Source organism: Acinetobacter sp. C15, from assembly GCF_013420645.1.
In the GTDB taxonomy this organism is placed as follows: domain Bacteria; phylum Pseudomonadota; class Gammaproteobacteria; order Pseudomonadales; family Moraxellaceae; genus Acinetobacter; species Acinetobacter indicus.
Genome location: NZ_VOXR01000016.1, coordinates 48,186 through 67,847, shown reverse-complemented (window position 1 = coordinate 67,847; position 19,662 = coordinate 48,186). Strand labels below are relative to the sequence as shown.

General features: G+C 46.1%; 30 protein-coding genes and 1 pseudogene. 3 read left to right on the top strand and 28 right to left on the bottom strand.

The features are described 5' to 3' along the window. A partial coding sequence (locus tag FTT63_RS08375) for a MerR family DNA-binding transcriptional regulator (RefSeq protein ID WP_180192167.1) occupies positions 1 to 132 on the bottom strand: 132 nt, incomplete at its 3' end. 45 nt (positions 133 to 177) lie between these two features. On the opposite strand from FTT63_RS08375, the pseudogene FTT63_RS08370 reads away from it, so the two are divergent. Beyond that, positions 178 to 1,014 (top strand): annotated as a pseudogene (locus tag FTT63_RS08370) (DMT family transporter); the annotation flags it as partial. A gap of 61 nt (positions 1,015 to 1,075) precedes the next feature. Here the strand turns inward: FTT63_RS08370 and FTT63_RS15915 are convergent. The 3 genes from FTT63_RS15915 to FTT63_RS08355 form a co-directional block, all read right to left on the bottom strand. Beyond that, on the bottom strand, positions 1,076 to 2,518 hold the full coding sequence (locus FTT63_RS15915) for a TRAP transporter large permease subunit (RefSeq protein ID WP_373684728.1): 1,443 nt from the start codon (positions 2,516 to 2,518) through the stop codon (positions 1,076 to 1,078). A gap of 1,014 nt (positions 2,519 to 3,532) precedes the next feature. Further along, positions 3,533 to 4,105, bottom strand: a complete 573-nt coding sequence (gene rrtA / locus FTT63_RS08360) for a rhombosortase (protein ID WP_127799341.1) — start codon at positions 4,103 to 4,105, stop codon at positions 3,533 to 3,535. A gap of 55 nt (positions 4,106 to 4,160) precedes the next feature. Further along, positions 4,161 to 5,234, bottom strand: coding sequence for a hypothetical protein (locus FTT63_RS08355; RefSeq protein WP_016658537.1), 1,074 nt, complete (start codon positions 5,232 to 5,234; stop codon positions 4,161 to 4,163). A gap of 189 nt (positions 5,235 to 5,423) precedes the next feature. On the opposite strand from FTT63_RS08355, the gene FTT63_RS08350 reads away from it, so the two are divergent. After that, the gene (locus FTT63_RS08350) at positions 5,424 to 5,603 is read left to right on the top strand and encodes a hypothetical protein (protein WP_127801044.1); all 180 of its coding nucleotides are present in this window, start codon (positions 5,424 to 5,426) and stop codon (positions 5,601 to 5,603) included. 147 nt (positions 5,604 to 5,750) lie between these two features. Here FTT63_RS08350 and FTT63_RS08345 read toward each other — a convergent pair whose 3' ends face one another. Further along, a complete protein-coding gene (locus tag FTT63_RS08345; RefSeq protein ID WP_005180237.1) occupies positions 5,751 to 6,143 on the bottom strand; it encodes a hypothetical protein in 393 nt (130 codons plus the stop codon). Next, a complete protein-coding gene (locus tag FTT63_RS08340; protein ID WP_005180238.1) occupies positions 6,130 to 6,387 on the bottom strand; it encodes a succinate dehydrogenase assembly factor 2 in 258 nt (85 codons plus the stop codon). The genes FTT63_RS08345 and FTT63_RS08340 overlap by 14 nt, the downstream gene beginning before the upstream one ends. Before the next feature lie 183 nt (positions 6,388 to 6,570). Here FTT63_RS08340 and FTT63_RS08335 point away from each other — a divergent pair, with 183 nt between their 5' ends. Beyond that, positions 6,571 to 7,743 carry an acyl-CoA dehydrogenase family protein gene (locus FTT63_RS08335; protein ID WP_075167404.1) on the top strand — a complete coding sequence of 391 codons (1,173 nt, stop codon included), beginning with the start codon at positions 6,571 to 6,573 and terminating at the stop codon, positions 7,741 to 7,743. 87 nt (positions 7,744 to 7,830) lie between these two features. Here the strand turns inward: FTT63_RS08335 and FTT63_RS08330 are convergent, their stop codons facing one another. From FTT63_RS08330 to rpsC, 22 genes are all read right to left on the bottom strand, one after another. Then, entirely contained in the window at positions 7,831 to 9,321 is a 1,491-nt protein-coding gene (locus FTT63_RS08330; protein ID WP_005180241.1) for an NAD(P)/FAD-dependent oxidoreductase, read from the bottom strand. 199 nt (positions 9,322 to 9,520) lie between these two features. Further along, the gene (gene rplQ / locus FTT63_RS08325) at positions 9,521 to 9,886 is read right to left on the bottom strand and encodes a 50S ribosomal protein L17 (protein ID WP_004754212.1); all 366 of its coding nucleotides are present in this window, start codon (positions 9,884 to 9,886) and stop codon (positions 9,521 to 9,523) included. Positions 9,887 to 9,905: 19 nt separating this feature from the next. Continuing rightward, entirely contained in the window at positions 9,906 to 10,913 is a 1,008-nt protein-coding gene (locus FTT63_RS08320) for a DNA-directed RNA polymerase subunit alpha (RefSeq protein WP_005180245.1), read from the bottom strand. Positions 10,914 to 10,930: 17 nt separating this feature from the next. Next, entirely contained in the window at positions 10,931 to 11,554 is a 624-nt protein-coding gene (rpsD, locus tag FTT63_RS08315; protein ID WP_016658534.1) for a 30S ribosomal protein S4, read from the bottom strand. Positions 11,555 to 11,566: 12 nt separating this feature from the next. Continuing rightward, on the bottom strand, positions 11,567 to 11,953 hold the full coding sequence (gene rpsK, locus FTT63_RS08310) for a 30S ribosomal protein S11 (RefSeq protein ID WP_001040166.1): 387 nt from the start codon (positions 11,951 to 11,953) through the stop codon (positions 11,567 to 11,569). Between the two features lie 19 nt (positions 11,954 to 11,972). After that, positions 11,973 to 12,329 (bottom strand): 30S ribosomal protein S13, encoded by a 357-nt coding sequence (gene rpsM, locus FTT63_RS08305; protein ID WP_005012957.1) that lies wholly within the window; start codon positions 12,327 to 12,329, stop codon positions 11,973 to 11,975. Positions 12,330 to 12,436: 107 nt separating this feature from the next. Continuing rightward, complete coding sequence (rpmJ, locus tag FTT63_RS08300; RefSeq protein ID WP_000867907.1) at positions 12,437 to 12,553, bottom strand: 50S ribosomal protein L36; 117 nt, start codon at positions 12,551 to 12,553, stop codon at positions 12,437 to 12,439. Between the two features lie 20 nt (positions 12,554 to 12,573). After that, a complete protein-coding gene (gene secY / locus FTT63_RS08295; protein ID WP_171065119.1) occupies positions 12,574 to 13,893 on the bottom strand; it encodes a preprotein translocase subunit SecY in 1,320 nt (439 codons plus the stop codon). 45 nt (positions 13,894 to 13,938) lie between these two features. After that, positions 13,939 to 14,379, bottom strand: a complete 441-nt coding sequence (rplO, locus tag FTT63_RS08290) for a 50S ribosomal protein L15 (RefSeq protein ID WP_005180254.1) — start codon at positions 14,377 to 14,379, stop codon at positions 13,939 to 13,941. Between the two features lie 3 nt (positions 14,380 to 14,382). Beyond that, positions 14,383 to 14,559, bottom strand: a complete 177-nt coding sequence (rpmD, locus tag FTT63_RS08285; protein ID WP_005180256.1) for a 50S ribosomal protein L30 — start codon at positions 14,557 to 14,559, stop codon at positions 14,383 to 14,385. Positions 14,560 to 14,565: 6 nt separating this feature from the next. After that, positions 14,566 to 15,063, bottom strand: coding sequence for a 30S ribosomal protein S5 (gene rpsE, locus FTT63_RS08280; protein WP_005180258.1), 498 nt, complete (start codon positions 15,061 to 15,063; stop codon positions 14,566 to 14,568). Positions 15,064 to 15,065: 2 nt separating this feature from the next. After that, positions 15,066 to 15,416, bottom strand: coding sequence for a 50S ribosomal protein L18 (gene rplR, locus FTT63_RS08275; RefSeq protein WP_005180260.1), 351 nt, complete (start codon positions 15,414 to 15,416; stop codon positions 15,066 to 15,068). 14 nt (positions 15,417 to 15,430) lie between these two features. Next, entirely contained in the window at positions 15,431 to 15,964 is a 534-nt protein-coding gene (gene rplF / locus FTT63_RS08270) for a 50S ribosomal protein L6 (RefSeq protein WP_005180261.1), read from the bottom strand. Between the two features lie 13 nt (positions 15,965 to 15,977). Then, positions 15,978 to 16,373, bottom strand: a complete 396-nt coding sequence (gene rpsH, locus FTT63_RS08265) for a 30S ribosomal protein S8 (RefSeq protein ID WP_005180264.1) — start codon at positions 16,371 to 16,373, stop codon at positions 15,978 to 15,980. A 12-nt stretch (positions 16,374 to 16,385) separates the two neighbouring features. Further along, the gene (gene rpsN, locus FTT63_RS08260) at positions 16,386 to 16,691 is read right to left on the bottom strand and encodes a 30S ribosomal protein S14 (RefSeq protein WP_005180266.1); all 306 of its coding nucleotides are present in this window, start codon (positions 16,689 to 16,691) and stop codon (positions 16,386 to 16,388) included. Positions 16,692 to 16,700: 9 nt separating this feature from the next. Further along, positions 16,701 to 17,237: a 50S ribosomal protein L5 gene (gene rplE / locus FTT63_RS08255; RefSeq protein WP_005180272.1), complete on the bottom strand. Its 537-nt coding sequence runs from the start codon at positions 17,235 to 17,237 to the stop codon at positions 16,701 to 16,703. Between the two features lie 16 nt (positions 17,238 to 17,253). Then, positions 17,254 to 17,571, bottom strand: a complete 318-nt coding sequence (gene rplX, locus FTT63_RS08250) for a 50S ribosomal protein L24 (protein ID WP_005180274.1) — start codon at positions 17,569 to 17,571, stop codon at positions 17,254 to 17,256. A gap of 9 nt (positions 17,572 to 17,580) precedes the next feature. Beyond that, positions 17,581 to 17,949: a 50S ribosomal protein L14 gene (rplN, locus tag FTT63_RS08245; protein WP_001982634.1), complete on the bottom strand. Its 369-nt coding sequence runs from the start codon at positions 17,947 to 17,949 to the stop codon at positions 17,581 to 17,583. A gap of 91 nt (positions 17,950 to 18,040) precedes the next feature. Beyond that, positions 18,041 to 18,298, bottom strand: coding sequence for a 30S ribosomal protein S17 (gene rpsQ, locus FTT63_RS08240; protein WP_005180277.1), 258 nt, complete (start codon positions 18,296 to 18,298; stop codon positions 18,041 to 18,043). Continuing rightward, positions 18,295 to 18,492 (bottom strand): 50S ribosomal protein L29, encoded by a 198-nt coding sequence (gene rpmC, locus FTT63_RS08235; RefSeq protein WP_000849928.1) that lies wholly within the window; start codon positions 18,490 to 18,492, stop codon positions 18,295 to 18,297. Before rpmC ends, rpsQ begins: the two co-directional genes overlap by 4 nt. After that, positions 18,492 to 18,905, bottom strand: a complete 414-nt coding sequence (gene rplP, locus FTT63_RS08230; protein ID WP_005180280.1) for a 50S ribosomal protein L16 — start codon at positions 18,903 to 18,905, stop codon at positions 18,492 to 18,494. The genes rpmC and rplP overlap by 1 nt, the downstream gene beginning before the upstream one ends. A 3-nt stretch (positions 18,906 to 18,908) precedes the next feature. Beyond that, on the bottom strand, positions 18,909 to 19,661 hold the full coding sequence (gene rpsC / locus FTT63_RS08225) for a 30S ribosomal protein S3 (RefSeq protein WP_005180281.1): 753 nt from the start codon (positions 19,659 to 19,661) through the stop codon (positions 18,909 to 18,911). Position 19,662: the final 1 nt, after the last annotated feature.

The following is a 19,662-nucleotide window of genomic DNA, read 5'->3' as shown; positions in this document are numbered from 1 at the left end:
TAGATCGTAACGTCTGTGATTTTTTGGGGTTCTATCTGCGACTAAAGTGCCTTCCTCATCCCATCTTCTTAGGGTTTGGATGGAAACACCCAGTGTTTTAGCTGCAACGCCAATACTAACATATCTATTCATTTGTATATAATAATATAGAAATAAGTAGATTTCAATTAGCAGTTATTAACCCTCTCTGCTTTTCTGTTTTCGCTGATGGGCGTGTGTATCCGCTACGCCTCGCATACGGTCGACAATGCCACTATTGTGTTCTTCCGTAATTTTATTGGCCTGTTTATTTTTCTGCCGCTGCTGTTCAATAAAGGCCTCGGCTTTTTTAAAACCCGGCGTCTGTGGATGCATACCTGGCGTAGTGTGGTCGGTCTGCTGGCGATGTATGGCTTTTTCTATGCCATTGCCCAGCTTAAACTGTCCAATGCGATGGTGTTTACCTATTCTTCCCCGATCTTTATTCCGCTCATTGCCTGGTTATTCCTGAAAGAAAAAGTCAGTGCAGCCATGCTGATCGCCGCCCTGTTTGGTCTAATGGGCGTACTCTGTGTGGCCAAACCAGATGCCGGCCTGTTCAATCATCTGTCGATCATTGGTCTGGGCGCCAGTTTTCTGGCCGCAATGGCCTTTGTCACTGTGCGCGCCCTGACGCAAACCGAACCACCAGAACGGATTGTGTTTTATTTCTGCCTGATTGGCACCCTGATTTCAGTCATTCCAATGTTCTGGCTATGGCGAAGCTATCAATGGAGTGAACTGGGCCTGCTGATCAGTGCCGGGGTGCTGGCCAATATCAGCCAGATTTTTATGTCGCGGGCCTATAGTCTGGCACCTGCCGGTCAGATTGGGCCGGTAAATTATATTGCGATTATTTTTGCCGGCATCTGGGGCTTTTCGTTCTGGCAGGAATTGCCAGATCTGTCTAGCCTGCTCGGCTTTGGCCTGATTTTAATTGCGATTTTACTGTGCAGCCCGCTGTTTAAAAAAGCCAGTCCTACACAGGCGCCATAAAAATACCCTGACCTTTCGCAAAAGATCAGGGTATGGTCATCATCACGGTTGAACGGCTGGCTTACTGATACCAGCCAAACAGTTTAAAGAAGTATGGTACATAGGCAATGATCAGCATCGCTGGCAGCATCACCAGAATCGGCAGAATCCAGCGCTCAAAACGATAGTAGAAGGATTTGTGGCGCACTTCGGCATCTGCCGCCGCCACTTCTTCATCGCCAATCGACTGCCTGGCCAGCAAGTGGTTCAGCGCGACCGGCGGGGTGATATAGCCCATTTCAAAGCCAATCAGGGTAATCATCCAGAAATGTACCGGTTCAATCCCATACTGGTAGGCTACCGGTGCCACCGTGGCAGAAATCAGGATGACCGCACCAAACGGGTCCATAATCATGCCGACCAGTACCATCACCAGCACAATCAGGCTAATCACAATAAAGGTACTACTGATATCGGTCGGGAAAGCTTCCATGATTTCAATCCGTTCCAGGAAGCCGCCGACACTGACCGATAAGGCCATCAAAATCACCAGTGCACCAATATGCCCCACGGTTTCACTAATGGAAATGTGCATCGACTTCCAGAAGCCAACCTCACGCTCCGGCTCGGACACCGCCACGCTATGATCCGCCGACATGCCAGTATCCTCAGTTGCAGTATGTACGCCATCGCGGTATTCCACACCACTGACTGCACTGGCGGTCGCCAGCGCCGGTTGCGATGAATCGGTATATTTTGCTGTCAGGCTTTCATCCCAATGACCTACTGGTGGAATTGGCGCCGGTTCATGCCGCAATTTATCAAACAGGACAATTAACAGCAGAATCACAGGCATCATCACCGGCGCGGTAAATTCGTTCAGGTTGGTGTCCAGCGCATATTTGTAGAACATCCAGATCAGCACGAAAATAATCACATACGGCACCACCGCACCCATGGCACGTAAAGATCGTGGTGCAGCCACAGCTGGTGAAGCAATCCGGAACTTACTTTCAGCAAAGAACAGCGATACCACCAGGAAAATTGTTGTAGTCAGCAGGAATACATACACGCCATAGTGGTACAGCACATCGGTGGTGACTTCCTTGTTTAAAGAGGCAACAACCACAATCAGCAGACATGGACGTAAGACTACCCCCATCGAACCAGATAAAGCCGTTGCTGCCAGGGCAAACTGACGGCGCCCGCCAGCATTCCAGACTTCTTTATAAATGATGGCACCGGCCGCGATCACGAAAATCCCCGAGGCACCGGTATAGGCTGTCGGTAATGCCGCACCAATCAGGATTAACCAGGTCAGGGTTTCGGGTGCCAGATTCCATGGCCGCATGATGTTCAGGAATTTATCCACCACACGGGTCTGTTTCAGCAGCATACCGGCCCAGATAAACAGCGCCAGATTCAGGAAGATGCTGGAGAATTCCACCAGCTGGCCCAGGTAAATCCCCTGCCCCATTGGATAATCCATGAAGAAGGTAAAGGCAATACCGGTAATAATGGCCATATAGGCATACAGCGGTACACTCAGGAAAGCCAGACCTAGACTGCCGCCTTCTCGCGTTGGTGCAGGCGGACGAACAAACTGCCATAAACTGATGAGGGTCAGCGCACTAAACAGGATCATCCACAACCAGTAAATGATCTGCATTTCACCGGTCATCGGCACCCCGGAATTCAGCACCGAACGATACTGGCTATAGGCCGAGAACGCCAGAAAGGCATTGGCCACGGTCATGCAGGTGGTATATATCCGATAATCAATTCGTGTGGCAGGCCCACGCAAACCAATATGATGGGTTTTTAAAGTGGCACTAATCGCGGCAAACACCACCATCAACACCAGCAGCAAGGCACGGTTTTCAGTACCAAATTTAAAGATGCCAAAGAAGGTGGTTTCTACACTGCGATAGGTGCGTAAACTTGGATGCGCCTGCATATGCTGCACAGCCTGATCATAAAACACATATTTTTCTTCACAGACCTGCTGCGCAGCCATAATTGAGGCACGCACATCCGATTCAGACGGGGTTCCAAAAATATCAGCAAATTCATCGGCCGCATTGGCTTTCATTTGTGCCTGCACCTGGCCGTCAATATCCGGGTTGCGGTCACAGTCAGGGGCACTTGGTTCAGCGCGCAAGAATGAATACTGCATACCGGTGGCAGGATCACCGTATAGACGTTCGCCCATACGCAACAGCTGGCCGTGAATCATCTCACCAGTTCCAATGATCAGCGTCAGCAGCAGCAACACCAGAATCACAAAGGCAGAAATCCATTCTGTCCATATATATCTGAGCAGATCCAGTCCGGATCTGCGTTGTCCTTGATTTGACATATTTTTTCCTGTTTTTTTATTTTCGGAAACGGCAACAGGGCCGTATTTCGCGCATCCTGTAGCAAGCAGCCATCCTGCTGCTATTCAAATCTTGTTGTCATTCTTTTCGAATGTGCATCAAAGTACATTCATTTAAAATGACAATATTCATTTTCTTTTTGGTGGAAATGGTCAACCGGATCACTTTTTCAAGCTGTAGGTATAGATCAGGTAGACCATCGCCAATCCCGCACCCCAGATCACGCCCAGCAAATGCGCCTCGACCAGTACCGGGCTGCCAATCAGCTCGGCCGTTTCCTTACTGCCAAAGGTATTTTCCCACAGCAGTTTGGCCAGAATCAGCAGCAATACCAGCGCGGCAAACCGGCGTTCTTGAGCATCAAGCAGATGCACCACCGCCACTGCCATATACGCTCCATGCAGCACCCCAGACAGGCCGGCATAGGCTTCAATATGTGGAAACAGGAAATAGAAACTGAAACTGATAGCCGGAGGTAACAGCAATAACAGGCTGACAAAATGCCAGGTTTTGACCCGCGGAAAAATAAAAGGCAAACAGGCAAAGGCCAGAATATTCAGCAGATAATGCACCCAGCCCACATGCACCCAATGCGCTGTCCACAAGCGCCAGAATTCTTGTAACAGAGCAGGACGCCAATAAATAAAATGATCCGCAAACACCTGCAAACAGGCCGCCAGCGACATAAACACGGCAATAAAAATAATTTTCTTACTGAAAAAATGAAGTGTCATGTCGTTGTCCCTGTTGAATCTTTTAAGTATAAAGCGTCCTCCTCGTAGCGACTATTTACAGATTGTTGAGTTCCGTATCTGGAACGGCCGTTGTATCTTCACCAAATAAATCATCCAGTTCAGACGCATTGTCCTGCTCATCCCAGAAACGGCTCATGCCATCATCGGCAGTACGTACCCCGGTATTTTCAGTCCAGTAACGGTCTGAAATCCCCTGCACCATGGTGGCAGCCATGCTGTCAATTAGCTTGAATTGCGGGTTAATTGGTTTTTCTTCGGTGCGTGCAGCCGCAAATGATTTTAGCGCATCACGAATCTTGGCATCATCGCCGCTGGCCTGCGCGGCCACTGCATACAGGGCATGCGACAGGCGCACACCTTTCTGCTCACCAATTTGCATCGACTGTTTCAGGGTCTGATACGGCTCCGGTTTACCATCTCCCGCACCTGGCAACAAGGTCCAGATCACGGCACGGGTGGCTTGTGGTGCACCCCAGAATTTTTCATTGTTCAGACAGGTCATGCCACGCTCGACCACGGCAGCAATATCTTTAGGCACATGCACCGCACCGCCAGAGTTAATATCATTGGTCATGGCCTGTAAACCACTGATCATGCCAAGCAAATACACGGTCTGATCAATATCGCTGTTCATTTTCGGGCAGCCTTCACCCAGTGGTTTTCTGTATTTCTTTTCCCAGCGATTCTGGAATAACTGATAACCGGTATATTGGCGCTGTGCCGCAATAGCCGCCCAGCGTTTCTGTTCAATCCGGGCATCTTGCGCTTCACTGACCTGTCCGGCTTTTGACGCACGCAAATAACGCAGCTCGGCATCTAGGGCACGGTTTTCCGCACAGATACCGGCGGCTGAATACATCAGCACCGCAACCCGGGTCGGGTCTGCCCCCATATCTTTGGTGGCCATAATTGCAGGGGTCAAGGAATTGCCGCTGCTACAGACCATTTCGGCATCATCCATAGCCAGAATGGGAGGAACAATATGTTTTTCTGTAAAACCTAAAGCCACATTGGCACCGGTTTTCACCACTTGTGAACAGCCGGAAAGAAGTGTTGTTGTGAATGCAATAACCGCCACACCCTGGCAGATTTTTTGGACTTGCGACATTTTCCTGTCCTCTATAATTGTGTTTATGTCCATGGCAACAAACATATCAGATGCATTATCTGAATAAAAGAGCATTTACTCTAATCTGAGAGCTGTACTTTGACATGAAAAGCGGGCAAGAAAATTGACTGAATTTGCAGGAAAGCCAAATTTTAGGCAAAAAAAAGTAGCATTGCGACGGTTCAGCACATGCTACTTATTAACTGGAACCCAATTACGGGCATTTTATTGGTGCAATTCGTTCCTTCAGCAAGCTTCCTCATCATCCAGCCACAATTGAACACAATTGCGATGACCAGAAACATTCACGTGGCGATCACCCTGGCGATTTCCCTGTTTGCTGTTGGTGTCTTTAATATATCTGGATAATTTTCAAACACAAGAGGCTTTTGTCCAACAATCGGTATTTTTTGCCAATTTAACGTGACTGTGTAGGACAAATAAAATGATAGACTTTATAAATTTATTTAAAATCAATATCTTATTTTTATATTAAAATATACAACTGTCTGACAATTAGATGGTTTTTGCCAATGTTTTTAAGGCTTTCCACTCTGCAAACGAAACTTGGTCACGCCAGATGACTGCAGATTTGACCGGTGCATGATGAAAATACAGCACCAGATACAGCTGATGATCCAGAATATGCTCGAGCAGACCGCGTTGAATCTTGGAGCCAGAATTAAACTGCAGACTCCACTCTGCCCCATCTAAATGCGCCAAGGCGGTTAATTGGGAGCGTCGCTGAAACCCGTAATAACTGACAGCCGCCAGGAGCAGACCTAGCAGCCAAAGCAGCGGATGTAATAATTGAAAACTTAAAACAGAAAATAGAATCAGCAGGCTCAGCTGAAACAGCAGCGCCAGACGGCTCGGTTTCAGCTGAAAGTCGCGCTTAGCCGTGGACATAGTGTTTTAATTTACGGATCAGCTCGCGCATTTCCGGGCGTGGCGGTTCAGACACTTCCATAAACCAGTCCAGTAAATCCGGATCTTCCTGTTCAACCAGCGCCGCAAACGTGGCTTTTTCTTCCGGATCAGCGGTTAAATAATAGTTTTTCACATAAGGATCAAAGTAGACATCAATTTCCTTTAAACCGCGACGGGCACGATAAATCACTTTACGCTCTTCTAAGCTAATGTCTTCACTCATGGTTTGGTCCACATCATATTGATATCGCAATTAGTTTAACCCAGCCCAGAAAAAGTTTCGATGAATTTATCGGACTGACCAAAACCGCCAGCAAAAAGCCAGAAATGATGTTTCTGCACATTGTACTGCCGGCTCTGTTTGCTTTAGTTTCAAGGCATAAAAATAAGTGAAGGAACTCTAACCATGCAATCTGCTGCAATTCGCCCACTCAACAACATGTTGCCACGAAAATTATTTCAGAGTGAGCATGAGGCATTCCGTGATACAGTGCGCAAGTTTTATGAAAAGGAAGTTTTGCCGAATACGGAAAAATATGAACAGCAACAGCATGTAGACCGCGATTTATGGAATAAGGCCGGTGAACTGGGGCTGCTGTGTACCACCATGCCAGAGCAGTATGGTGGCTCCGGGGTAGATCGCCTCTACAGTATGATTCTGATTGAAGAACAGGCCTATGCTGGCGACTCGGCCACCGGCTTCTCGCTGCATTCCGATATTGTCGCCAACTATATTCATAACTTTGGCAACGAACAGCAAAAACAGTACTGGTTGCCGAAAATGGCGACAGGTGAAGTGGTCACCGCCATTGCCATGACCGAACCGGGCACAGGCTCAGATTTACAGGCGGTACGCACCACAGCAGTTTTAGAGGGCGATGAATACGTCATTAACGGCTCAAAAATCTTTATTACCAATGGCTATTTATGCGATATGGCGATTGTGGTGTGTAAAACTGGCAATAGCGACAAAGGTTCTGCCAACCTGTCGCTGATTATGGTCGAGGCAAATCGTGCCGGTTTTAGCAAAGGCAAACCGCTGAATAAAATTGGCATGAAAGGTCAGGACACCTGCGAGCTGTTTTTTGATAATGTGCGAGTGCCCAAAGAAAACCTGCTCGGGATGGAAGGTATGGGCTTTATCATGCTGATGAAAGAGCTGGCCTGGGAACGCATGATTGTGGCGATTATCTGCCAGGCTGGTGCCGAAGCAGCCTTTGCGCATACCCTGCAATACACCAAAGAACGTAAAGCCTTTGGCAAACCGATTGGCGCCTTTCAGAATACCCGCTTTAAACTGGCGGAAATGCGCACTGAAATTGATTTCTGCCGCGCCTATCTGGACCGGTGTATGGAACTGCAGCTCGAAGATCAGCTAAGTGTTGATGCAGCAGCGGCGGCCAAATACAAAATCTCGGAGCTGTTTTCCAAAGTGGTGGATGAATGTCTGCAATTGCATGGCGGCTATGGCTATATGCTGGAATATCCGATTGCCCGTGCGTATTTAGACAATCGCGCCAACCGGATTTATGCCGGTACCAATGAAATTATGAAAGAGCTGATTTCCCGCTCCCTATAACGCATTACAAGCGTAGAACCCGATATAAACAACAAGGAAGCTCAATTGAGCTTCCTTTGTTCATTGCACGATCATGATGATGTGTGCTTAAGACACCAGTTTAGGTTTACGTGCAGACTCACTGACTGCTTTACGGAACTTCAGCACCGGATCAGCAAATGAAGCCTGTTTTAAATCCTTACGGTCTTTCAGGTAATTATTGCTCACCCGCCAAGGCGCATGTTTACCCTGCTTTGGCATCACATTCGCGGCACGGGCAATATAACCCGAAGTTAAACTACCCATCACAGTGTCTTCCATCAACTCTGAAGGATCACCTTCCGCAATCACTTCGGTATAGCCTTGCTGATCCATATGATTAATCAGACGGCAGATATAATCCGCAGCAATATCAACTTTTAAAGTCCAGGAGGCATTGATATAGCCAATAATCATGGCCATATTCGGCACATCGCTGACCATCACACCCTGATACAGCATATGTTTCGAGGTATCCAAAGGCTGATGATCAATGGTGGCTTTAACCCCGCCTAAAATCTGAATTTGCAGACCGGTAGCCGACACAATCACATCTGCGTCGAGATGTTTGCCAGATTTTAACTGGATGCCCTGTTCGGTAAAGGCTTCAATCTGGTCGGTTTCAACACTGGCCTGCCCTTCACGCAGCACTTTAAACAAATCTCCATCTGGCACCACACACAGACGCTGATCCCATGGATTATAGCTCGGGCTAAAGTGTTTCATATCCACTTTGCCTTTCAGCTGCATCTCAATTGACTTTAATAAAAATTTACGCAGCAGCTTCGGCTGTTTCTGTGCCAGCGCATACACACCGCGTTGCATACCAATATTTCGTGCCCGCGTCAGCTTATAAGCCAGCTCCTCCGGCAACACCTTGCGCATGTTGTTATAGATAAAATCTACCGATGGAATGGAAGCAATATAGGTCGGTGAGCGCTGCAGCATGGTGACATGCGCTGCACCGCCTTTGACCATTGCAGGCACCAAGGTAATAGCGGTAGCACCACTGCCAATAATCACCACTTTTTTACCAGAATAATCGAAGTTTTCCGGCCAATGCTGTGGATGAATAAAAGTACCTTTAAATGCCGACTGATTCGGGAAATCCGGCTGGAAGCCCTGATCATAATTGTAATAACCGGTACACCCCAGAACAAAATTGGCGATCCAGGTCTGTTTTTTGCCCTGTGCATTTTCAATCACCACAGACCATTTCTGGGTCTGGCTATCATAATTGGCAGACAGCACCCGATGCTGGAAATGAATTTTGGATTTCAGTTGATACTCTGCAATCACTTCTGACAGATAGTTCTTAATTGAAGCGCCATCAGCCAGAATGCTGTCTTGCGTCCAGGGCTTAAAATTAAAGCCAAAGGTCGACATATCCGAATCGGAACGAATACCCGGATATTTAAATAAATCCCAAGTGCCCCCAAAGCTCTCACGACGCTCGATAATTTCAAAGGTGCGCTGCGGGCAGTGTTTGGAAAGATGCGCGGCCAGACCAATACCAGAGATGCCCGCACCCACAATCAGAATATCAACATGCTTGTCCATTTTGTTTTTATACCTGTTCAACGTTCTGTTTTTATTAAAGCACAAATTTGACAATACTCAATGTCAAGTTTAATAAAAAGCGATAAAATTTATATCAATTCGGGACACAACAGAAAAATTGTCTGACAACTGGCCATAAAAAAAAAGGCCGGTTTAAAAAACCGACCTTTTTTAGAACAACTGAACTGCTCTTGCGAAATTATTTAACTTCGCGATCTACAAGTTCAACGTAAGCCATCGGTGCAGCATCACCTGCACGGAAGCCCGCTTTAAGAACACGTAGATAACCGCCGTTACGTTCTTTGTAACGAGGGCCAAGAACGGTAAATAATTTACCAACAGTTGCTGCATTACGAGTACGAGCAAACGCCAAACGACGGTTTGCAACTGTATCGTTTTTAGCTAAAGTGATTAAAGGCTCAGCAACGCGGCGAAGTTCTTTCGCTTTAGGCAAAGTTGTTTTAATTAACTCGTGCTCAACTAAAGCATTGGTTAAGTTTTGGAACAACGCCTTACGGTGGCTGCTGGTACGGCCTAATTTCACACCACTATTACGATGACGCATGGTGAATAGTCCTACTTAATTAACGGCTACGATAAGCGAAGCGGTCGTCCATGCGGAGACTAGCTGGTGGCCAGTTCTCTAAACGCATGCCGAGCTGCAAGCCTTTCGATGCCAGAACATCTTTGATCTCAGTAAGCGATTTTTTACCCAGGTTAGGTGTTTTAAGTAACTCAACCTCGGTGCGCTGTACAAGATCACCAATGTAGTAAATATTTTCTGCTTTCAAACAGTTAGCAGAACGAACAGTAAGCTCTAGATCATCTACTGGACGAAGCAAAATTGGGTCAACTTCTTCACGAGGTTCTTGAGCCACAGGTGCCTGATCTTTCTGAAGGTCAACAAAGATTGCAATTTGTTGTTGCAAGATTGTTGCCGCTTTGCGGATTGCTTCTTCAGGATCAACAGTACCGTTGGTTTCAAGATCAATGATCAGCTTGTCAAGGTCAGTACGTTGTTCTACACGCGCATTTTCTACGATGTAAGACACACGTTTGATCGGGCTATAAGAAGCATCTAACTGTAAACGACCCACTGGGCGAGTTTCGCCTTCTGGGAAACGTGAGTCAGATGTTTCATAACCACGGCCTTGAGCCACTTTCAAACGCATTTTTAACGCGCCTGATGCACTTAGAGTGCCGATCAAGTGTTCAGGGTTAACCACTTCAACATTGTGCGGTAAACGAAGGTCAGCTGCAGTAACGTCACCTGGACCTTGTTTTTCCAATGTCAAATAAGCTTCATTTTGATCGAATAGCTTAATAGACAATCCTTTCAGGTTCAGCAAGAGCTCGACGATGTCCTGCTGCAAGCCTTCTAAGGTACTGTACTCGTGCTCAACACCCTCAATTTCAACTTCAACCACAGCTGCGCCAGGTAAAGAAGAAAGAAGGATGCGACGTAAAGCATTACCAAGAGTATGACCAAAGCCACGCTCTAATGGTTCCAGAATAACTTTTGCCGAGGTCCCGCTAACCGCTTCGACCTTGATCGCTTGCGGAGTTAGAAACTCATTTGCAGTACGCGTCATTATTGCTACCTCAAGGATTATTTAGAATACAATTCTACAATCAAGCTTTCGTTGATTTCAGCAGGTAAATCAGAACGATCTGGTGCAGCTTTGAACGTACCTTCTAATTTAGCGTGATCAACTTCCATCCAAGAAGGGATACCACGTTGAGCAGCTAATTCAATTGCGTTTTTGATACGTAATTGTTGTTTAGCACCTTCGTGAACTGCGATCACGTCACCAGCTTTAACTTGGATAGACGCGATGTTAACACGACGGCCATTCAAAGTAATGCTACGGTGAGATACAAGCTGACGAGCTTCTGCACGTGTAGAACCAAAACCCATGCGATAAACGACGTTATCAAGACGGCTTTCAAGCAATTTCAACAAGTTTTCACCTGTTGCGCCTTTAACACGAGCTGCTTCTTTATAGTAATTACTAAATTGACGCTCTAAAACACCGTACATACGACGTACTTTTTGTTTTTCACGTAATTGTAGTGAATACTCAGATTGTTTGCCGCGCGCTTGGCCATGTTGACCAGGAGCTTTAGCGTGTTTTTTAGTTTTGACGTCAAATGGTTTAACGCCAGATTTTAGTTGCAGGTCTGTCCCTTCGCGGCGAGAGAGTTTGCATTTTGGACCAATATAACGAGCCATGAATGTTTCTCCTTACACGCGACGTTTTTTAGGTGGACGGCAACCGTTGTGAGGAATTGGAGTCACATCGGTAATGCTGTTAATTTTATAACCCACTGCACCTAATGCACGAACCGCAGACTCACGACCTGGACCAGGACCTTTTACAAGGACGTCCAAGTTTTTCAAACCGTAATCTAAAGCAGCTTTACCAGCAACTTCAGCAGCTACCTGAGCAGCAAACGGAGTTGATTTACGTGATCCACGGAAGCCTTGTCCACCTGAAGTGGCCCAAGCCAGTGCATTACCTTGACGATCGGTAATAGTCACAATGGTGTTATTAAAAGAAGCGTGAATGTGTGCAACACCTTCAGAGACGGTACGGGTGACCTTCTTGCGTGTGCGAGTATCTTTAGCCATCTTTTAGCTTCCAGAAATCTTATTTCTTAATTGGTTTGCGCGGACCTTTACGGGTACGTGCGTTAGTTTTGGTGCGTTGACCACGGACAGGCAAGCTGCGACGATGACGAAGACCGCGGTAGCAGCCTAAATCCATTAAACGTTTAATGTTCATGGAAATTTCGCGACGTAAGTCACCTTCGGTCGGAACCTTAGCAACTTCTGCACGAATCGCATCAAGCTGAGCGTCATCTAATTCACGGATCTTAGTGGTAGTAGCGATACCAGCAGCAGCTAAGATGTTCTTAGCAGTGTGGCGACCAATACCAAAGATGTACGTTAGAGAGATAACAGCATGCTTGTTATCCGGAATGTTTACACCGGCAATACGAGCCATTCAATTTTCTCCAAAAAGGCAGTTAAGATAATCAACCGCCCCACAAAAATCTTGAGGGGCGGATAATAACCTAATTAGCCTACTGAAATCAACAGGTCTTGATCAGATTAACCTTGACGCTGCTTATGACGAGGTTCTGCGCTGCAAATTACGCGGATAACCCCATTACGACGGATAACTTTACAGCTACCACAAATTTTCTTTACAGAAGCTTGTACTTTCATGATGAAACCTCTAAGTGCGCTTATCCCTTAGGATGAGCAGTCGTTTTTCTCATTAACGTTTGATTATCGTACTGGTGCGAGGTGAGATGTGCTTGAAGCTGAGCCATAAAGTCCATCACGACTACCACAACGATCAATAATGAGGTACCACCCAAATAGAATGGAATACCAAACGAGCTCTGCAATACCATCGGCATCAAGCAGACCACTGTGATATAAATCGAACCAATAAAGGTCAAACGATTGAGAATATGATCTAAGTAACGAGCAGTTTGCTCACCTGGGCGAATACCAGGCACATAAGCTCCGCTGCGTTTCAAGTTCTCTGACACTTCTTTCGGACTAAAAACTAGCGCGGTATAGAAATAACAGAAAAAGATAATTAACGCACCAAAGAGCACCAAATACAATGGCTGTCCAGGCGACAATACGAGTGCCAGATCTTGCAAGCTACGCTTGATAATCCCTGCATCAGGATCCGCACTTCCTACCCATTGACCCAGACTGGCCGGGAACAACAGCAGAGAGCTGGCAAAAATTGCCGGAATCACACCTGCCATATTAATTTTTAATGGCAAATGGGTTTGCTGTGCAGTAAATACACGACGACCTTGCTGTTTTTGAGCATAGTTTACCGGAATACGACGTTGCGCTTTCTCGATAAACACAATGGCTGCCAGTACCGCCAGTGACAACAGACCAAAAATCACCAGACCAATCAGGCTGGTTTGACCATTATCGACTGAAGATAGCGATTGCAAAATCAGATTTGGCAATCCGGCAACGATACCGGCGAAGATGATCATGGAAATACCATTGCCCACCCCACGTTCGGTAATCTGCTCACCCAACCACATCAGGAACATTGTACCCGCCACCAGCGAGGTGACTGCCGGAACGTAAAACGCAAGACCTGACGTTAAGGTAATCCCTTGACTGATCAGACCTGCACACATCCCGATTGCCTGTACTAAGGCAAGGAACAAGGTACCTTGGCGCGTATATTGATTAATCTTACGCTTGCCCTGCTCGCCTTCTTTCTTTAAAGCTTCCAGCGAAGGAACCACGGTTGACATCAGCTGCACGATAATCGACGCAGAGATGTAGGGCATGATCCCGAGAGCAAGAATCGACATTCGCTCTAATGCACCACCCGAAAACATGTTAAACAAACCCAGGATAGTACCTGAGTTTGCATTAAAAAGATTTTCAAGTGCGGCATTATTAATGCCTGGTACTGGAATATGCGCTCCTAGTCGAAATACCAATAACGCACCAATGAGAAACATCATTCGGCGAATAATTTCACGATATTTCACGTGAAATGGTTGGCCTTTCATCATATGTACATGACCTGAAGAACTAGGAGACATAGACACTGGAGATTACTCCTCGACTTTACCGCCAGCAGCTTCAACAGCAGCTTTAGCGCCTTTAGTCAATGCAACACCTTGAACAGTGAAAGCACGAGTAATTTCACCAGAAAGTACGATACGCGCACGGATCATGTCTTTACGCACAACGTTCGCCGCTTTTAAAGTTTCTAGGCTAACGATGTCGCCTTCAACTTTAGCAAGCTCAGATAAACGTACTTCAGCAGTTTTTAAAGCGATTTGGCTAGTGAAACCGAATTTAGGTAAACGACGATATAACGCAGTTTGACCACCTTCGAAACCTGGACGTACGCCACCGCTCTTACGTGATTTTTGACCTTTGACACCACGGCCACCAGTCTTACCTACGCCAGAACCGATACCACGGCCCAGACGACGGTTTTCACGTTTAGCACCTTCTGCAGGTGCAAGTTCATTTAAACGCAGAGTCATGGCTTATTCCTCTACACTAACCATATAGTAGACTTGGTTGATCATACCACGGTTAGAAGGCGTATCTTGCACTTCTACAGTATGACCAATACGACGCAGACCTAAACCTTTCAGGCAAAGCTTGTGATTTTTCAAGCGGTGCGATGCAGATTTAGTCTGGGTAACTTTAATCGTTTTCATGATTGATTACCCTTGAATTTGTTCTACAGTCAGACCACGTTTCGCAGCGACTTTCTCAGGAGAAGTCATATCACGCAGACCGTTGAAAGTCGCGTTTACTACGTTCGCAGCATTTGTAGAGCCATAACATTTTGTTAATACGTTACGCACGCCAACAGCCTCTAGAACTGCACGCATAGCGCCACCAGCAATTACACCAGTACCTTCAGAAGCAGGTTGCATGTAAACGCGGCTTGCACCGTGACGAGCATGAATAGGATGCTGAACAGTACCGTCAACAAGGTCAACAGTAATCATGTTGCGACGAGCAGCTTCAAGTGCTTTAGAAATAGCAGCTGGAACTTCACGCGCTTTACCACGACCAAAACCTACGCGACCATTACCGTCACCCACAACAGTTAATGCTGTGAAAGAGAAGATACGACCACCCTTAACAACTTTGGCAACACGATCAACGGCTACCAGCTTTTCAACAAGACCTTCGTTTTGTTCAACTTTAGCCATGATTAGAACTCCAAGCCGTTTTCACGAGCAGCATCAGCCAAGGCTTTGATACGACCATGATATTTAAAACCAGAACGGTCAAATGCAACTTTAGTTACACCAGCTGCTTTCGCACGTTCTGCGATTAAAGCACCAACTTTCTTGGCAGCTTCAACGTTACCAGTTGTACCAGCACGTAAAGTAGCATCTAAAGTAGAAGCTTGCGCTAAAACTTTGCCACCATCTGCTGAGATAACTTGAGCATAGATGTGACGCGGAGTGCGGTTTACACACAAACGAGTCGCACCCAATGCACGGATGTGCAAGCGTGTGCTTTTCGCACGACGCAAACGGGATTGTTTCTTTTCGTTCATAAGAACCTCGCGCCTTATTTCTTCTTAGCTTCTTTACGAAGTACAACTTCGTCAGAATAACGAACACCTTTACCTTTATATGGCTCTGGTGGACGGTAACCACGGATCTCAGCTGCTACCTGACCTAATAATTGCTTGTTAGCAGATTTCAGGATGATTTCAGTTGCAGTAGGAGTTTCTGCAGTTACACCTTCAGGAAGGCTGTAATCGATTGGATGAGAGAAACCAAGGTTAAGGTTAACAACAGTACCTTTAACCGCAGCTTTATAACCAACACCGATCAGTTGTAACTTACGTTCGAAACCTTCGTTCACACCTTTTACAAGGTTGTTTAATACAGCGCGAGCAGTACCAGCTTGCATCCAAGCGTCTTTCGACTCTTTTACTGGAGCAACTTGAAGAGTACCATCTTCCTGTTTTAGCTCGACCAGCGCATGCAGGTTGAAAGACAATGTACCTTTGCTGCCTTTCACTTCGACCTGCCGGCCGTTCTGAGTAACTGTTACACCGTTAGGTACAGTTACTGGGGCTTTAGCCACACGAGACATGAGGAATCACCTATTAAGAAACAAAAGCAATAACTTCACCACCAACGCCCGCAGCACGTGCAGCGCGATCAGTCATGATGCCTTTGCTTGTAGAAACAATTGCAATACCTAAACCTTGCTTAACGCTTGGAAGTGCATCTTTACCGCGATACTGACGTAGACCAGGACGGCTTACGCGTTTCACAGTTTCGATAACTGGTTTGCCTTCGAAATACTTTAATGTCAAAGTAAGAGTTGCTTTGCCTTCAACGTCAGCAACTTCTACATTGGCAATGTAACCTTCTTGTTGAAGTACGTTTGCAATCGCAACTTTCAACTTAGAGTTAGGCATAGAAACAGTTTGTTTCTTCGCCATTTGTGCGTTACGAACACGAGTTAACATGTCGGCAACGGTATCTTGCATACTCATTCTAGTCGCTCCTTACCAGCTTGCCTTAACAACGCCAGGTACATCACCTTGCATTACTGTGTCACGTAATTTGTTACGGCTTAAACCGAACTTACGGAAGTAACCATGAGGACGACCAGTTAAACCACAACGGTTACGAAGACGCACTGGAGACGCATTACGTGGTAATGCTTGTAACTTCATCATCGCTTCGAAACGCTCTTCGTCGCTTGCATTTACGTTTGCAATAACAGCTTTTAATTCAGCACGTTTTGCAGCGTATTTAGCAACAGTAGCTTCGCGTTTCAATTCGCGATTAATCATACTTTTCTTAGCCATATCGACCTCTTATTTGAACGGGAAGCCGAATGCACGCATAAGCGCACGGCCTTCGTCATCGGTGCGAGCAGTCGTAGTGATGGTAATATCCATACCACGAATACGATCAATCTTATCGAAATCGATTTCAGGGAAAACGATTTGTTCTTTAAGACCCATAGAGTAGTTACCACGACCATCAAATGATTTCGCAGAGAAACCACGGAAGTCACGGATACGAGGGATCGCGATAGAGATCAAACGGTCTAAGAATTCGTACATGCGTTCGCCGCGTAAAGTAACTTTACAACCAATCGGCCAACCATCACGGATTTTAAAACCTGCGATAGATTTACGAGCTAACGTAAGAACTGGTTTTTGACCAGCGATAGCTTGCATATCAGAAAGAGCACCATCAAGGAGTTTCTTGTCAGCAGCAGCTGCACCAACACCCATGTTGATAGTGATTTTAGTGATGCGAGGGATCTCCATCACATTCTTAATGCCCAATTGTTCTTGTAATTGAGCTTTAAGTTCGTCGTTGTAACGTGTTTTAAGTCTGGCCATTGCCTATTTCAACCTATTACTTCGCTACCGCCACTGATTCACCATTTGATTTGTAAACGCGAGTTTTCACGCCGTCAATCGTTTGGTAACCAACACGGTCAGCCTTTTGGGTTGTAGCATTAAAAATTGCCACGTTTGAAATATGAAGCGAAGCTTCCTGAGTTACGATGCCGCCTTCAGCGCCAGTAACACGGTTCGGCTTTTGATGCTTCTTAACCAGGTTAAGGCCTTCAACCTTAACGCGGTCATTAGAAACTGACAAAACAGTACCCTGTTTGCCTTTTTCTTTACCTGCGATCACGATTACTTGATCGCCTTTTTTAATCTTAGCCATGATTGCCTCTTATAGAACTTCAGGAGCCAATGAAATAATTTTCATGAACTGTTCAGTACGAAGTTCACGAGTCACTGGTCCGAAAATACGAGTAGCAATCGGCGCTTTGTTGTTGTTCAAAATAACGGCTGCGTTATCGTCGAAACGAATCACAGAACCATCTGGACGACGGATACCGAATTTTGTACGTACAACTACAGCATTCATCACGTCACCTTTTTTAACACGTGCGCGTGGAATTGCTTCTTTTACAGTAACTTTAATAATGTCGCCAACAGAAGCATAACGACGATGTGAACCACCAAGTACTTTAATACATTGTACGCGGCGAGCACCACTGTTGTCTGCTACGTCGAGCATCGTTTCGGTTTGAATCATTGCCCTACTCCAAAACCGAGCATCACCGGTCACAATTTCGAAAGGCTCAAAGAGTACTCGAAATTGACCGATGATGCAACAAGAACGTTAATTACTCAGCAGCTGCTTCAACAACTTCAACTAGAGTCCAAGACTTAGTTTTAGAAATTGGGCGGCTTTCTTTGATGGTTACAACATCACCGATTTTAGCGGTATTGTTCTCATCATGAGCATGTAATTTTGTTGAACGGCGGATTGATTTGCCATACAACGGGTGTTGAACACGACGTTCAATAAGCACAACAATAGACTTGTCCATTTTGTCGCTTACGACTTTGCCGGTTAACGTGCGGACTGTTTTATCACTCATTGTCCGTTCCCCTGTTTTTCGGTAAGGAGTGTCTTAATACGAGCAATAGTTTTACGAGCGACTTGCACTTCGTGCGATTTGCCCAATTGACCAGTTGCTTTCGCCATACGAAGACGGAATTGGTTAAGCTGTTGCTCATCAAGCAAAGCTTTCAACTCTTCTACCGACTTTTCACGTAGATCTTTAGTTTTCATTACATTACCGTCCGAGTCACGATAGTGGTTTTAAACGGAAGTTTAGCAGCAGCAAGCTTGAATGCTTCAGTTGCTAATTCATCGTTCACACCTTCCATTTCGTACAGGATCTTACCTGGTTTGATTTCGCAAACCCAGTATTCCACGTTACCTTTACCGTTACCCATACGAACTTCTAATGGTTTTTCAGTAATTGGTTTGTCCGGGAATACACGGATAAAGATCTTACCACCACGTTTAACACGACGGCTGATTGTACGACGCGCAGCTTCGATCTGACGCGCAGTCATACGACCACGTTCAGTCGCTTTAAGTGCGATAGAACCGAAAGATACAGTGCTACCACGGTGCGCTAGACCAGTGTTACGGCCTTTTTGAACCTTACGGAACTTAGTACGTTTAGGTTGCAACATGGATTATTCTCCTTTTTCAGCAGAACGATCATTGCGACGACCACGACGCTCTTGACCTTCACCACGACCGCGACCGCGTTTAGCTGGACGTTCTTCAGCTGGAGCTGGGTTCATGACTTGTTTCATGCCGCCCAAGATCTCACCACGGAAGATCCAAACTTTAACACCAATCGTACCGTAAGTCGTTTCAGCACGCATAGTCGCGTAGTCGATGTCCGCACGAAGTGTATGTAGAGGTACACGACCTTCACGATACCATTCTGTACGAGCGATCTCAGCACCGCCTAAACGGCCAGAAACTTCAACTTTGATACCTTTGGCACCAGCACGCATAGTGTTTTGAACCGCACGCTTCATAGCACGACGGAACATTACACGCTTTTCTAATTGAGAAGCGATTGCTTCAGCAACCAGACGTGCGTCTAAGTCTGGACGATCGATTTCGTTGATGCTTACTTGCGCTGGAACACCCATAATGTTGGTAAGTTCGCGCTGTAATTTCTCAATGTCTTCGCCTTTTTTACCGATAACGATACCAGGACGAGCAGTGCTAATAGTTACTTTAGCAGCGCCTGTCGGACGTTCGATAAGAATATTGCTTACCATTGCGTTCTTAAGTTTTTTAGTTAAAAACTCACGAACTTGAAGGTCTTTAAGCAAGTATTCAGCGTATTGTTTCGGATTCGCATACCAGTTAGCGTTATGACGTTTCACAACACCTAGGCGGATACCGATTGGATGAACCTTCTGACCCATA